Origin of the sequence: Serratia sp. CY40230, from assembly GCF_052168835.1 — a bacterium.
Lineage (GTDB): Bacteria > Pseudomonadota > Gammaproteobacteria > Enterobacterales > Enterobacteriaceae > Serratia > Serratia nematodiphila.
Genome location: NZ_JBJNLX010000007.1, coordinates 96,896 through 109,812, shown reverse-complemented (window position 1 = coordinate 109,812; position 12,917 = coordinate 96,896). Strand labels below are relative to the sequence as shown.

Below are 12,917 nucleotides of genomic sequence, written 5' to 3'. Positions count from 1 at the left end.
CCGCCGGCGCCCCTTTTTTGATGGCGGCGCGTTAGCCGCCGAGCGTTTGCCAGGTTGTGACCTGGCTGCCCGGCCACGGCGTGGCGGCGTATACGCCCCGGGCGATCGCCCGAGCGAGGGTGTCCGCCGCCAGCGCGCCGATCTGCAGCACCGCCAGTTCGCGGCTGCCCTGTACCTCGCGCTGCCCGGTGGACAGGGCGAACACCACGTCGCCGTCAAACGGGCTGTGCAGCGGGCGAATAGCGCGCGCCATGCCGTCTTGCGCCATGATGGCCACCCGTTTCAACTCCACCCGCGTCAGCGCCAGATCGGTGGCGATGCAGGCCAGGGTGGTGTTCTTTCTGCCGCCCTGCGGCTCTTGCACCATCCAGTCTTCGCCCTGCGCGCGCAGTTGCGCCAGCGCCGTCGCGCCGCCGTTGCCGAATTCACCGTCAATTTCATAGGGCGTCGCCCAGAAGGCGCGGGTGCCGGGCGCTACCACCGCTCCCAGGCTGTTCACCGCCACCAGTGCACCGACGGTAGCGCCGCTGGCGGCAACGATCGATGCCGAACCGAGCCCGCCTTTCAGCTTGCCCATGCCGGTCATGGCGCCGTTGCCGGCGCCGACGGTGCCCAGTGGAAAGTCCAATCCAGCCTTGCCGACCGCGTCGATGCCCAGCTGGCGATACGGCGGCGTGAGCTGCCAGTTTTTGTCACCGCCGTTGGCCAGATCGTACAGGCAGGCGGTGGGCACGATAGGTGAGACCGGCACGCCGGGAGCCGGCCGCAGCGCATAGCCTCTGCCTTGTAGCCCGAGCCAGGCCGCGACGCCGTCCGCCGCCGCCAGGCCGTATACCGAACCGCCGCTGAACGTCAACGCATCGACGGTCTGTACCAAATTGTCTTCACCCAGCGCGTCGGTTTCCCGGGTGGCGGGGCCGCCGCCGCGCACGTCCACGGCGGCAATCGCCGGGCTGTCCGGCAGGATCACCGTCGCGCCGGTGCGCACCCGGCTGTCCTGCGCCACGCCGACCTTCAGGCCGGGCACATCGGTAATCAGGTTGCGGGCGCCAGGGCGCCCGGCGGCGGAAGTTGGCATAGCGGCACCTAATGGGGTGAAGGGGGAGAACATGCCGGCGGCGGTCAGGCCGGCCAGCGCGTGTAAAAAGGTTCGGCGGTTGATATTCAGGGGCCGGCGCAGCGGCCCCTGCGGGGGGATGAGATCACGCATCGCCGCGCGGCTGCCCGGAGCGAAAACGCGCCATATGGTAGGCATCGACCAGCACGCCGTCGCGAATGGCGAAAGCGCGGCTGGTGCCTTCAATCTCAAAACCGAACTTGCGATACAGCGCGATGGCCGCCGGGTTGTCGGTAAACACCGTCAGTTCGATGCGCTCGATGGCCGCCCAGTTGTCGCACAGGTCGATCATCGCCTGCATCAGGCGGCTGCCGACGCCTTTACCGTGGTAGCGCGGATCGACGCCGATGCCGAAGGTGGCCACGTGGCGGCGGCGAACGCGCTGATTCAGCATCACGGCTAACTGACCGACAAGCTGCCCGTCAACGAAGGCCGCCAGGTTATGCGTGCCCGGTTCGGGGTTGGCGAGGCGTTTCTGCCAGGACTCGACGGACGGTAGCGGGAGCTGCAGCGTATCGCGGTAGACGGGCGTCTGAGAATAAAGATGATGCAGAGCCTGCGCATCCGATGTTTCCACGTGGCGTATCACGATCTCGCTCATCTCGCTGCTCCTTTTGCTTACCGGTTGAATAACCTCTGAATTTATCCGTTTACTGCCTTGAGTCAATATTATTTCAACGGGTCAAAAAAAACGCTTTACAGGTGCGAATGATAATGATTATTATTGCGATGCGTTCCGGGGAGGGCATCAATCCTTGATACTCTCGCTGCGAAGGCACGACATTGCTCACATTGCTTCCAGTGTTTACTTAGCCAGCTCGGGTGCTGGCTTTTTTTTTTGCCCTTTTTCAGCCGGTTCCGCTTTCAACAAATCCGCTGCCCATCCGCTGTTTCATTCCATCGAAATTTTTGAACAGAGGCATGAGTTTTTTACGCTTTCTTATTCTGCTGGCAGGACTAGACTGTAAAAAAACATTGAGGAGAGTTGAAAATGATTTATGTACGTAAAGCGGAAGACCGCGGCCACGCCAATCATGGCTGGCTGGATAGCTGGCACACCTTCTCATTTGCCGATTACTACGATCCGAACTTTATGGGGTTCTCGGCGCTGCGAGTGATCAACGAAGATGTGATCGACGCAGGGCAGGGTTTCGGTACTCACCCGCATAAAGACATGGAAATCCTGACCTACGTGCTGAGCGGCACGGTGGAACATCAGGACAGCATGGGCAACAAGGAGCAGATCCAGGCCGGTGAATTCCAGATCATGAGTGCGGGCACCGGGGTGCGTCACTCTGAGTACAACGCTAATCAGGATCGTCCGTTGCACCTGTACCAGATTTGGATCATCCCGGATCAGGTCGGGCTGGAGCCGCGCTACGAGCAGCGCATGTTCGACGCGCCGCAGGGCCGTCAGCTGGTGCTGTCGCCGGATGCGCGTGACGGCTCGCTGAAGGTGTTCCAGGATATGACGCTGTCGCGTTGGGCGCTGAATAAGGGCGAGCAGGGGGAATGCCCGATTGCCGCCGGCCGTCGCGTTTGGATCCAGGTGGTGCGCGGCAAGGTCTCGGTCAACGGCCAGACCGCCGGCATCAGCGACGCGTTCGCGGTGTGGGATGAATCGGCGCTGACGATCCAGGCCGACGAAGAGAGCGAAATCCTGCTGTTCGATCTGCCGCCGGTGTGATTAAGCGGTAAATATCAAGGGCTCACGATGTGAGCCCTTGAGGTTAATGACACGTCTGACGATGTTGCCTGACTTGACGCCGCCAGCATATAAAAACAAGGAAAATCAATTTATTGATTTTCGGCTAATCATCACAAAGGGGGAAAAACCACGCTTTTTCCCCCTTTGTCAGCGTATGAAGGGCTCACGGTGTGAGCCCTTTTTGCGTTGGCCGTCGCATAACCGACAATATCGGCCCGCCGTTTTTTTTGCTAAAATGACTGCCCATTCACGGTTAGTCAGTTCATTGATAATGAAGAAAAAACGGCCGGTACTCCAGGATGTGGCAGACAAGGTGGGCGTGACCAAGATGACGGTGAGCCGTTATCTGCGCAATCCCGACCAGGTTTCCGCCGCCCTGCAGCAAAAAATCGCCGTCGCGCTGGATGAGCTGGGCTACATCCCCAACCGCGCGCCGGATATCCTCTCCAACGCCACCAGCCGGGCGATTGGCGTGCTGTTGCCGTCGCTGACCAACCAGGTGTTCGCCGAAGTGCTGCGCGGCATTGAAAGCGTGACCGACGCGCACAACTACCAGACCATGCTGGCGCACTATGGCTACCTGCCGGAACGTGAAGAAGAGCGTCTGACCTCGCTGCTGTCTTACAATATCGACGGCCTGATCCTGTCCGAGCGCCACCATACGCCGCGTACCCTGAAGATGATCGAGGTGGCGGGCATTCCGGTGGTGGAGCTGATGGACTGCGTCTCGCCGTGCATCGATCTGGCGGTGGGCTTCAACAACTTCGAGGCGGCGCGCCAGATGACCCAGCAGATCATCGCGCACGGCCACCGTCACGTGGTCTATTTCGGCGCTCGTCAGGATGAGCGTACCATCATCAAGCAGCAGGGGTATGAGCAGGCGATGCGTGAATCCGGCCTGGAGCCGTACAGCATCATGACCGCGCGTTCTTCCTCTTATTCCGCCGGCGGCGAGCTGTTGCGCCAGGCGCAGCGTGACTACCCGCAGATCGACAGTATCTTCTGCACCAACGATGACCTGGCGATCGGCGCGGCCTTCGAATGCCAGCGGCAAGGGCTGTCGATCCCGCAGGACATGGCGATCGCCGGTTTCCACGGCCATGACATCGGCCAGGTGATGGTGCCGAAGCTGGCCAGCGTGCTGACGCCGCGCGAACGCATGGGGCAGATCGGCGCCGAGCGTTTGCTGGCCCGGCTGCGCGGCGAAACGGTGTGCCCGCGCATGGTGGACGTCGGTTTCACCGTGATCCCCGGCGGCAGCATCTGAGCCATTTTAACGTTCTGTTTTAACATTCTTTCTTTTTACAGCGCGCCCTGAGGCGCGCTGGTTACCCCGCCTGTAAGCCCGCCGCTCGTTGCCGGCATAAGTTTGATCTCTGTCCCAGAACGCGAATTTTAGCCGGTTACCCGGTTCCGGCGCTTATGTTGTTACCGGTATCATGATACCGGTAACAACGAGTGCGCGGTCATCTTGCTGCAAGACTGAACCTCTGACTCAACAACACCTACAGCTCTTCTTAAACACCGGGAAAGAGCCTAAAAATAAAACAACCGCACGCTTTACGCCTATTGTAAAGAGAGTCGCGATAAAAGGTTGGAGAAAAACTATGCCATTAGTGATTGTTGCAGGCGGCGTAGCGCTGCTGCTGCTGCTGATGATCCGCTTCAAGCTGAACGGCTTTATCTCTCTGGTTCTGGTTGCTTTGGCGGTCGGGATCGCGCAGGGTATGCCGGTCGATAAGGTCATCGGCTCCATCAAGGCCGGCGTGGGCGGCACGTTGGGCAGCCTGGCGCTGATCATGGGCTTCGGCGCCATGCTCGGCAAACTGCTGGCGGACTGCGGCGGCGCACAGCGCATCGCCACCACGCTGATCGACAAGTTCGGCAGAAAACACATTCAATGGGCGGTGGTGCTGACCGGCTTCACCGTCGGCTTCGCGCTGTTCTACGAAGTGGGCTTCGTGCTGTTGCTGCCGCTGGTGTTCACCATCGCCGCCTCCGCGCGTATCCCGCTGCTGTACGTCGGCGTGCCGATGGCCGCCGCGCTGTCGGTGACCCACGGCTTCCTGCCGCCGCACCCAGGCCCGACCGCCATCGCCACCATCTTCCATGCCGACATGGGTAAAACCCTGCTGTACGGCACGCTGCTGGCGATCCCGACGGTGATCCTGGCCGGCCCGGTCTACGCCCGTTTCCTGAAAGGCATTGACAAGCCGGTGCCGGAAGGCCTGTACAACCCGAAAACCTTTACCGACGCGGAGATGCCAAGCTTTGGCGTCAGCGTCGCCACGTCGCTGGTGCCGGTGATCCTGATGGCGCTGCGCGCGGTCGCTGAAATGGTGCTGCCGAAGGGCCACAGCCTGCTGCGCTTCGCCGAGTTCTTCGGCGACCCGGTGATGGCCACCCTGATCGCCGTGCTGATCGCCATCTTTACCTTCGGCCTGAATCGTGGCCGTACCATGGATGAAGTGATGGGCACCATCACTGACTCGATTAAAATCATCGCCATGATGCTGTTGATCATTGGCGGCGGCGGCGCCTTCAAGCAGGTGCTGGTGGACAGCGGCGTTGAGCAGTACATCGCCGGCCTGATGGAAGGCAGCAACGTTTCGCCGATCCTGATGGCCTGGTCGATCGCCGCCGCGCTGCGTCTGGCGCTGGGTTCCGCCACCGTGGCGGCGATCACCGCCGGCGGCATCGTGGCGCCGCTGATCGCCACCACCGGCGTCAGCCCTGAGCTGATGGTGATTGCGGTCGGCTCCGGCAGCGTCATCTTCTCGCACGTCAACGATCCGGGCTTCTGGCTGTTCAAGGAGTATTTCAACCTGAGCATCATGGAAACCATCAAATCCTGGTCGGTGCTGGAAACCATTATCTCGGTGTGCGGCCTGGTGGGCTGTCTGCTGCTGGCGACGGTCGTATAATCTTTATCCGGCGCCCTGCGGGGCGTCGGCGTTCCAGAATATCTTTATCAGTTGGGACGCATTTGGCGCGCTCGCGCCAGTTCCCATAAGGGCATGACACAATGAGCAATCCGCAGAATCACGTATTTGTTTTGATGGGCGTTTCCGGCAGCGGCAAATCCGCCGTGGCCAGCGCTGTCGCTCACCAGGCCAACGCCGCCATGCTGGACGGCGATTACCTGCACCCGCGCGCCAACATCATCAAAATGTCCTCCGGGCATGCGTTGGACGACAACGATCGCGCGCCGTGGCTGGCGGCCCTGAACGACGCCATCTTCGCCATGCAGCGCACCAACGACGTGTCGCTGCTGGTGTGCTCGGCGCTGAAGAAAAGCTATCGCGACCGCCTGCGCGAAGGGAATAGCAACCTGCATTTCCTGTATCTGAAAGGCGACCAGTCGGTGATCGAGGAGCGTCTGAAGCAACGCAAGGGCCACTTCTTCAAGCCGCAGATGTTGATTTCCCAGTTCGCCACGTTGGAAGAGCCGGGCGAGCAGGAGCCGGATGTGCAAGCGATCGACATCAACCAGCCGCTGGACGGCGTGGTTGCCGATACGCTCGCCTATATTCGCCGCGTTACCGCCCGCTAAGCGCGGACCGTTGTCGGCGCCGCCAGGCGCCTACAGCTTCATGTAAGCCCGCACGCCGTCCAGGAACATCTGGGTCGACAGCATCACCAGAATCAGCCCCATCAACCGCTCCAGCGCGCTGACGCCTTTGCTGCCCAGCAGGCGCAGGAACAGGTTCGACATCAGCAAAATGGCCGCAGAGAGGCCCCAGGCGATCAGCAGCGCCGCCACCAGATGGGGCAGCTGATGCGGATACTGGTGCGACAGCAGCATCAGCGCCGCCAGAATCGATGGCCCGGCCACCAGCGGGATCGCCAGCGGCACCAGGAACGGTTCCTCGCCGGCGGACAGCCCGGAGCTGTTCCCCTCCTGCGTGGGGAAAATCATCTTGATGGCGATCAGAAACAGGATGATGCCGCCGGAAATGGAGACGGTTTCGGTGCGCAGGTTGAGGAACGCCAGAATTTTCTCGCCGGCGAACAGAAAGATCAGCATCAGCAGCAGGGCGATCAGCAGCTCGCGAATCAACACTACGCGGCGGCGGCGCGGCTCCAGGTGCTTGAGCACCGACATGAAAATCGGCAGGTTGCCCAGCGGATCCATAATTAAAAACAGCAATACCGTAGCGGAAATCATCTCTGTCATGGTGACCTCGTGATCGGGAAAACGCCTCGGCCTTTACGGCCGCGTCCTTGCCTATAAGAAGGATTGCTGAGAAATCCCCAGCCATCGAATAAATTCACTTTGCGCCCGCGCCGACATTTTGTAAGGTGAGGAGATATTGCACACAACTCGTTATCACCTAATAAGCCCTTATCCGGGCGGGACACAGATATTATGAAAAATGTTGGTTTCATCGGTTGGCGCGGAATGGTCGGCTCGGTTCTCATGCAACGCATGACGGAAGAGCGCGATTTCGACGCCATTCGCCCGGTCTTTTTCTCCACCTCGCAGCACGGTTCCGCCGCGCCGGCCTTTGGCGGCCAGCAGGGCACGCTGCAGGATGCGTATGACATCGACGCGCTGAGCGCGCTCGATATCATTATTACCTGTCAGGGCGGCGATTATACCAACGAAGTTTATCCTAAGCTGCGCGCCAGCGGTTGGCAGGGTTACTGGATCGACGCGGCCTCGTCGCTGCGCATGCAGGACGACGCCATCATCATCCTGGATCCGGTCAACCACGCGGTGATCCAGCAGGGCCTGGACAAAGGCATCAAAACCTTCGTCGGCGGCAACTGCACCGTCAGCCTGATGCTGATGTCGCTCGGCGGCCTGTTCGCCAACGATCTGGTGGAGTGGGCGTCGGTCGCCACCTACCAGGCGGCCTCCGGCGGCGGCGCGCGCCACATGCGCGAACTGCTGACCCAAATGGGCATGCTGCACGCCGACGTGGCGAAAGAGCTGCAGAACCCGGCCTCCGCGATTCTGGATATCGAACGCAAGGTGACCGAAGCCACCCGCAGCGGCAAACTGCCGACCGACAACTTCGGCGTGCCGTTGGCCGGCAGCCTGATCCCGTGGATCGACAAGCAGCTCGACAACGGCCAGAGCCGCGAAGAGTGGAAAGGCCAGGCGGAAACCAACAAGATCCTGAACACCGCCAGCGTGATCCCGGTCGACGGTCTGTGCGTGCGCGTCGGCGCGCTGCGCTGCCACAGCCAGGCGTTCACGCTGAAGCTGAAAAAAGACGTGTCGCTGCCGGAAATCGAGCAGATGCTGGCGACGCACAACGACTGGGTGCGCGTGATCCCGAACGACCGCGAACTGACCATGCGCGAACTGACGCCGGCGGCGGTGACCGGTACGCTGAATACGCCGGTCGGCCGTCTGCGCAAGCTGAATATGGGGCCGGAGTACCTGTCGGCGTTCACCGTGGGCGACCAACTGCTGTGGGGCGCGGCCGAGCCACTGCGCCGCATGCTGCGCATCCTGCTGTAAACCCGCACTTCCAGGGGGCTGGCTGCTTTCAGCCCCCTAATGCCTTATTTTCCGCTTTTTTGTTCGCCGCGCACCGCGTCGGGCAGCGTCATCGCCAGCCTCGTTTCAATGGGCGGGATCCCGCCTATCTCCTCGTCAGCCGCCGCATGCAAACGCCGCCAGGCTGGCAGTTTTCTTAATGAAGAATTTTCCTGAGCAATGCTGAGCAGTTTTTAACAGACATTGGCTATGCTTAACGCATGGGTGGACAATTTTTCACCATGACTGAAATATTTCAAAAAATAAGCATAAAGAGCGAAATTCAGGTCGGCAGAGTAAAGATTGGTCAATAACCGACCGCAATCACGCTTTAGAGTCCGAATGCATTGCATGATGACCAAAACGGCCAAGGAATAATCAACAAGCCGTGCTTAGATCATGCTGTTAATCTAAGGAAGAAGACTATGCCTGTACTTCCCGATCGTGACGTGATTGTTCAGATCATCGCCGGCCATTACGCCGATCCCTTCGCTCTGCTAGGCATGCATGCGACCGATAACGGTCTGCAGGTGCGCGCGCTGCTGCCGGACGCCGGCGCAGTCTGGCTGGTGGAACAGCAAACCGGCCGGCGGCTGGTGCAGCTGAACTGCGACGATCCGCGCGGTTTCTTCAGCGCCGTGGTGCCGCGGCGCAAAAATCCTTTCCGCTATCAGCTGCAGGTCAGCTGGCGCGATCATCAACAGATCGTCGACGATCCTTATCGGTTCGGCCCGCTGCTGCAGGATATCGACAGTTGGTTATTGGCTGAGGGTACGCATTTGCGCCCCTATGAACGGCTGGGCGCCCACCTCGTCACGCTGGATGGCATCGACGGCGTCAGCTTTGCGGTCTGGGCGCCCAACGCCCAGCGTGTTTCGGTGGTGGGGGAATTCAACTTCTGGGACGGCCGCCGCCACCCGATGCGTCTGCGGCGTGAAAATGGCATCTGGGAGCTGTTCTTGCCCGGCGTGCAGGCCGGCCAGCTGTACAAATATGAAATCGTCGATTGCTACGGCAATACTCAGTTGAAAGCCGATCCTTACGCCTTCGAGGCGCAGATGCGCCCGGATACCGCCTCGCTGGTGGCGCCGCTGCCGGAGGTGGTGCCGTCGACGCCGGCGCGCCGCCGCGCCAACGATTTTGACCAGCCGATCGCCATCTACGAGGTGCATCTCGGCTCATGGCGCCGCCACACTGACAACCACTTCTGGCTCAGCTACGGCGAGCTGGCGGTGCAGCTGATCGATTATGTGAAGGACATGGGATTCACCCATATCGAGCTGCTGCCGATCAACGAGCATCCGTTCGACGGCAGCTGGGGCTATCAGCCGCTGGGGCTGTATGCGCCGACCCGACGCTTCGGCACGCCGGCCGACTTCAGGGCGTTTGTGGCGGCGGCGCATGAGGCGGGCATCAACGTGATCCTCGACTGGGTGCCGGGGCACTTCCCGAGCGACGCCTACGGCCTGGCGAATTTCGACGGCACTGCGCTGTACGAGTACGCCGATCCGCGCGAGGGTTACCATCAGGACTGGAATACGCTGATCTACAACTACGGTCGTCACGAGGTGCGCAACTACCTGGCGGGCAACGCGCTGTATTGGCTGGAGCGTTTCGGCATCGACGCGCTGCGGGTGGATGCGGTGGCGTCGATGATCTATCGCGATTACAGCCGCGCCGACGGCGAGTGGGTGCCGAATTACTACGGCGGCAACGAGAACCTGGAGGCCATCGCCTTCCTGCGTTATACCAACCAGACTATCGGCCAGGCGCAGCCGGGGGCGGTGACGCTGGCGGAGGAGTCCACCGACTATCCCGGCGTCACCCTGCCGCCGGATGCCAACGGCCTGGGGTTCCATTACAAATGGAACCTCGGCTGGATGCACGACACGCTCAATTATATGAAGTGCGATCCGGTGCACCGCAAGTATCACCACAACCAGATGACTTTCGGCATGCTGTACGCCTATACCGAGAACTTCGTATTGCCTATCTCGCACGATGAAGTGGTGCACGGCAAAAAATCGATCCTCGACCGTATGCCGGGCGATGCCTGGCAAAAGTTCGCCAACCTGCGCGCCTATTACGGCTTTATGTGGGCGCATCCGGGCAAAAAGCTGCTGTTTATGGGCTGCGAGTTCGCGCAAGGGCGCGAGTGGAATTTCGATACCAGCCTCGACTGGCATTTATTGGAAGGGCTGGATAACTGGCATAACGGCGTGCAGCGGCTGGTGCGCGATCTGAACCACTGCTACCGGCAGCAGGCGCCGCTGTATGAGCGCGACTACTTCCCGGATGGCTTCGAGTGGCTGGTGGTCGACGATCACGATAACTCGGTGTTCGCCTTCGCGCGCTACGATTCGCAGGGCAATGAGCTGATCGCCATCAGCAATTTTACCCCGGTGCCGCGCTACCGCTACCGCATCGGCCTCTCGCGCGCCGGTGACTACCGCGAGATCCTCAATACCGATTCGCACCACTATCACGGCAGCAACGCCGGTAATCAGGGGCGGGTCTCTTCCGAAGCGGTCGGCAGCCATGGCCGCGATTTCTCTATCAGCGTGACGTTGCCGCCATTGTCGACCATTTATCTGCTGCGGGAGGCGCCATGACCGAGCTGACGGCCGGCCTCGCCGCGCCGCTGGGCGCGCAGTATGACGGCGAAGGCATCAATTTTACCCTGTATTCGGCGCATGCCGAGCGGGTGGAGCTGTGCCTGTTCGACGGCCAGCAGCGCGAAGTGCGCCTGCCGCTGCCGGCGCGCAGCGGCGATATCTGGCATGGCTATTTGCCGGGCGGCAGGCCGGGGCAACGTTACGGCTATCGGGTCTACGGCCCGTTTGATCCGGCGAACGGGCAGCGCTTCAACCCCAACAAGCTGGCGCTCGATCCGGCCGCGCGCGCGGTGGAAGGGCCGGTGGCGGACCACCCGCACCTGCACGGCGGTTACGAGCAGCCGGATCCGCACGACAGCGCCGAGCTGATGCCGAAGTGCGTGGTGGTGGACGAACAGTATGACTGGCAGGACGATCGCCCGCCCGCCACGCCCTGGGGGCAGACGGTGATTTACGAAGCCCACGTGCGCGGCCTGACGCTGCTGCACCCGCTAATCCCGCCGGCGCTGCGCGGCAGTTTCGCCGCGCTGGGGCACCCGGCGATGATCGCCCACTTCAAACGCCTTGGCATCACCGCGCTGGAACTGCTGCCGGTGCAACAGCATACCTCCGAGCCGCGCTTGCAGCGGCTGGGGCTGATCAACTACTGGGGCTATAACGTGCTGGCGCCCTATGCGCCGGACAACCGCTACGCCAGCCTGAGCACCGATGCCACGCCGCTCAACGAATTTCGCGATGCGGTCAAGGCGCTGCACCAAGCCGGCATTGAGGTGATCCTTGACGTGGTGTTCAACCACAGCGCCGAGCTGGACAGGGATGGGCCGATGCTGTCGCTGAGCGGCATCGATAATCTGAGTTACTACTGGCTGACGCCCGAAGGGGATTACGTCAACGACACCGGCTGCGGCAACACCCTGCGGTTGGATCAGCCGCAGGGCGTAGCCTGGGTGATGGATTGCCTGCATTTTTGGGTGCGGGAGTGCCACGTCGACGGCTTCCGCTTCGATCTGGGCAGCGTGCTGGGCCGCACGCCGGGGTTCGATCGCGATGCGCCGCTGTTCCAGGCGATGCTGGCGGACGATCTGCTGTCGCGTTGCAAGCTGATCGCCGAACCCTGGGACATTGGTCCCGGCGGCTATCAGGTGGGGGCATTTCCCGGCCGCTTCGCCGAATGGAACGATCATTACCGCGACGACATGCGCCGTTTCTGGCTGCAGAGCGGCGTGTCGCTTGGCCAGTTCGCCCGGCGTTTTGCCGCTTCCAGCGATCTGTACAACCAGCGCGGGCGGGCGCCTTACGCCACCGTCAACATGCTGACCGCCCATGACGGTTTTACCCTGCAGGACGTGGTCAGCTTCAACGAGAAACACAATCAGCCGAACGGTGAGGGCAACCGCGACGGCAGCGATCGCAATTTCAGCAACAACCACGGCGTGGAAGGCCTGGTCGCCGACGACGCCATTGTGCAACGCCGCAGGGCCAGCCAGCGGGCGATGCTCGCCACGCTATTGCTGTCCCAGGGCACGCCGATGCTGCTGGCCGGCGATGAACAGGGACACAGCCAGCAGGGGAACAACAATGCCTATTGTCAGGACAACGCCACCACCTGGCTCGATTGGGCCACGGCGGATGACGCGCTGACCGATTACGTCGCGGCGCTGATCGCGCTGCGCCGCCAGATCCCCGCGCTGCAGCAGGACCGCTGGTGGCAGCAGGACGACGGCAGCGTGCAGTGGCTGAACGCGCAAGGCCTGCCGCTCGACGCGCAGCAGTGGGAGCGGGGCGAGCTGCTCATGCAGATCCTGCTGTCGCAGCGCTGGCTGTTGCTGGTCAACGCCACGCCGCAAACGACGGAGATGAGGTTGCCGGAAGGCGATTGGCAGGTTGTCGCCCCGTTCACTCAGGAAGACTCACGGGCGGTATTGCCCGCCTGGCACCAGGCCGCGCGCTCGCTTTGCGTTCTGGTACGGAAATAATAAAAGGAGT

10 protein-coding genes are annotated in these 12,917 nt (G+C 61.6%); 7 read left to right on the top strand and 3 right to left on the bottom strand.

The genetic code is table 11. The annotated features are described in order from the left end of the window. Positions 1-31: 31 nt before the first annotated feature. Together ACJ8IJ_RS22050 and ACJ8IJ_RS22045 are read right to left on the bottom strand one after the other, a co-directional pair. A complete protein-coding gene (locus ACJ8IJ_RS22050) occupies positions 32-1,210 on the bottom strand; it encodes a P1 family peptidase (RefSeq protein ID WP_442518916.1) in 1,179 nt (392 codons plus the stop codon). Then, positions 1,203-1,718, bottom strand: coding sequence for a GNAT family N-acetyltransferase (locus tag ACJ8IJ_RS22045; protein ID WP_015379327.1), 516 nt, complete (start codon positions 1,716-1,718; stop codon positions 1,203-1,205). Before ACJ8IJ_RS22045 ends, ACJ8IJ_RS22050 begins: the two co-directional genes overlap by 8 nt. 390 nt (positions 1,719-2,108) lie before the next feature. Here ACJ8IJ_RS22045 and ACJ8IJ_RS22040 point away from each other — a divergent pair, with 390 nt between their 5' ends. The 4 genes from ACJ8IJ_RS22040 (at position 2,109) to gntK (ending at position 6,378) form a co-directional block, all read left to right on the top strand. After that, positions 2,109-2,804 (top strand): pirin family protein, encoded by a 696-nt coding sequence (locus ACJ8IJ_RS22040; protein WP_004930835.1) that lies wholly within the window; start codon positions 2,109-2,111, stop codon positions 2,802-2,804. Positions 2,805-3,096: 292 nt separating this feature from the next. Then, complete coding sequence (gene gntR / locus ACJ8IJ_RS22035) at positions 3,097-4,092, top strand: gluconate operon transcriptional repressor GntR (protein ID WP_004930833.1); 996 nt, start codon at positions 3,097-3,099, stop codon at positions 4,090-4,092. Between the two features lie 340 nt (positions 4,093-4,432). Continuing rightward, the gene (gene gntT, locus ACJ8IJ_RS22030; RefSeq protein ID WP_016930400.1) at positions 4,433-5,749 is read left to right on the top strand and encodes a gluconate transporter; all 1,317 of its coding nucleotides are present in this window, start codon (positions 4,433-4,435) and stop codon (positions 5,747-5,749) included. 101 nt (positions 5,750-5,850) lie between these two features. Further along, on the top strand, positions 5,851-6,378 hold the full coding sequence (gene gntK, locus ACJ8IJ_RS22025) for a gluconokinase (RefSeq protein ID WP_033645624.1): 528 nt from the start codon (positions 5,851-5,853) through the stop codon (positions 6,376-6,378). A 30-nt stretch (positions 6,379-6,408) separates the two neighbouring features. Here the strand turns inward: gntK and ACJ8IJ_RS22020 are convergent, their stop codons facing one another. Beyond that, positions 6,409-7,002 carry a YhgN family NAAT transporter gene (locus tag ACJ8IJ_RS22020; protein ID WP_004930825.1) on the bottom strand — a complete coding sequence of 198 codons (594 nt, stop codon included), beginning with the start codon at positions 7,000-7,002 and terminating at the stop codon, positions 6,409-6,411. A gap of 192 nt (positions 7,003-7,194) precedes the next feature. Here ACJ8IJ_RS22020 and asd point away from each other — a divergent pair, with 192 nt between their 5' ends. From asd to glgX, 3 genes are all read left to right on the top strand, one after another. After that, the gene (gene asd, locus ACJ8IJ_RS22015; protein ID WP_004930820.1) at positions 7,195-8,298 is read left to right on the top strand and encodes an aspartate-semialdehyde dehydrogenase; all 1,104 of its coding nucleotides are present in this window, start codon (positions 7,195-7,197) and stop codon (positions 8,296-8,298) included. Between the two features lie 443 nt (positions 8,299-8,741). Then, positions 8,742-10,928: a 1,4-alpha-glucan branching enzyme gene (gene glgB / locus ACJ8IJ_RS22010; RefSeq protein WP_442518915.1), complete on the top strand. Its 2,187-nt coding sequence runs from the start codon at positions 8,742-8,744 to the stop codon at positions 10,926-10,928. Continuing rightward, positions 10,925-12,907, top strand: a complete 1,983-nt coding sequence (glgX, locus tag ACJ8IJ_RS22005; RefSeq protein ID WP_044030026.1) for a glycogen debranching protein GlgX — start codon at positions 10,925-10,927, stop codon at positions 12,905-12,907. Before glgB ends, glgX begins: the two co-directional genes overlap by 4 nt. Positions 12,908-12,917: the final 10 nt, after the last annotated feature.

What these genes read in the sequence shown, in the direction of transcription:
- glgB (WP_442518915.1), top strand. Translation starts at nt 8,742, where the DNA reads ATGCCTGTACTTCCCGATCGTGACGTGATTGTTCAGATCATCGCCGGC.
- ACJ8IJ_RS22020 (WP_004930825.1), bottom strand. Translation starts at nt 7,002, where the DNA reads ATGACAGAGATGATTTCCGCTACGGTATTGCTGTTTTTAATTATGGAT.
- gntK (WP_033645624.1), top strand. Translation starts at nt 5,851, where the DNA reads ATGAGCAATCCGCAGAATCACGTATTTGTTTTGATGGGCGTTTCCGGC.
- gntR (WP_004930833.1), top strand. Translation starts at nt 3,097, where the DNA reads ATGAAGAAAAAACGGCCGGTACTCCAGGATGTGGCAGACAAGGTGGGC.
- ACJ8IJ_RS22040 (WP_004930835.1), top strand. Translation starts at nt 2,109, where the DNA reads ATGATTTATGTACGTAAAGCGGAAGACCGCGGCCACGCCAATCATGGC.
- glgX (WP_044030026.1), top strand. Translation starts at nt 10,925, where the DNA reads ATGACCGAGCTGACGGCCGGCCTCGCCGCGCCGCTGGGCGCGCAGTAT.
- asd (WP_004930820.1), top strand. Translation starts at nt 7,195, where the DNA reads ATGAAAAATGTTGGTTTCATCGGTTGGCGCGGAATGGTCGGCTCGGTT.
- ACJ8IJ_RS22045 (WP_015379327.1), bottom strand. Translation starts at nt 1,718, where the DNA reads ATGAGCGAGATCGTGATACGCCACGTGGAAACATCGGATGCGCAGGCT.
- ACJ8IJ_RS22050 (WP_442518916.1), bottom strand. Translation starts at nt 1,210, where the DNA reads ATGCGTGATCTCATCCCCCCGCAGGGGCCGCTGCGCCGGCCCCTGAAT.
- gntT (WP_016930400.1), top strand. Translation starts at nt 4,433, where the DNA reads ATGCCATTAGTGATTGTTGCAGGCGGCGTAGCGCTGCTGCTGCTGCTG.